Here is a 240-nt window from a genome sequence, read left to right as displayed (position 1 = left end):
TGGTCAACGTGCATTACCGCAATGGTGTAACCCCGAAGAAACTGTGACCGCTATCAGACCTCGTAAGCGGATTCGCCGTGCGAGGTGACGTCCAGACCAGTGCGCTCGGCTTCCTCGGGGACGCGCAGGCCGAAGACCAGGCGCACTACCAGCAGGATGGCGACGGTGACGACCGCGCACCACGCGAGGGGGAAGCCCACGCGGACCAGCTGCACCCAGACCTGGTGGCCGATGTCGAGG

At 65.0% G+C, this 240-nt stretch carries 1 pseudogene; it reads right to left on the bottom strand.

Features of this window, described 5'->3' with window-relative positions:
• Window positions 1–53: 53 nt before the first annotated feature.
• Window positions 54–240: pseudogene (locus ACQG3P_RS22690) on the bottom strand (ammonium transporter); the annotation flags it as partial.

The organism is Stenotrophomonas sp. SrG, assembly GCF_050031795.1.
GTDB classification, from domain to species: Bacteria; Pseudomonadota; Gammaproteobacteria; order Xanthomonadales; family Xanthomonadaceae; genus Stenotrophomonas; species Stenotrophomonas rhizophila_A.
This window is presented reverse-complemented; position numbering and strand designations above follow the sequence as displayed.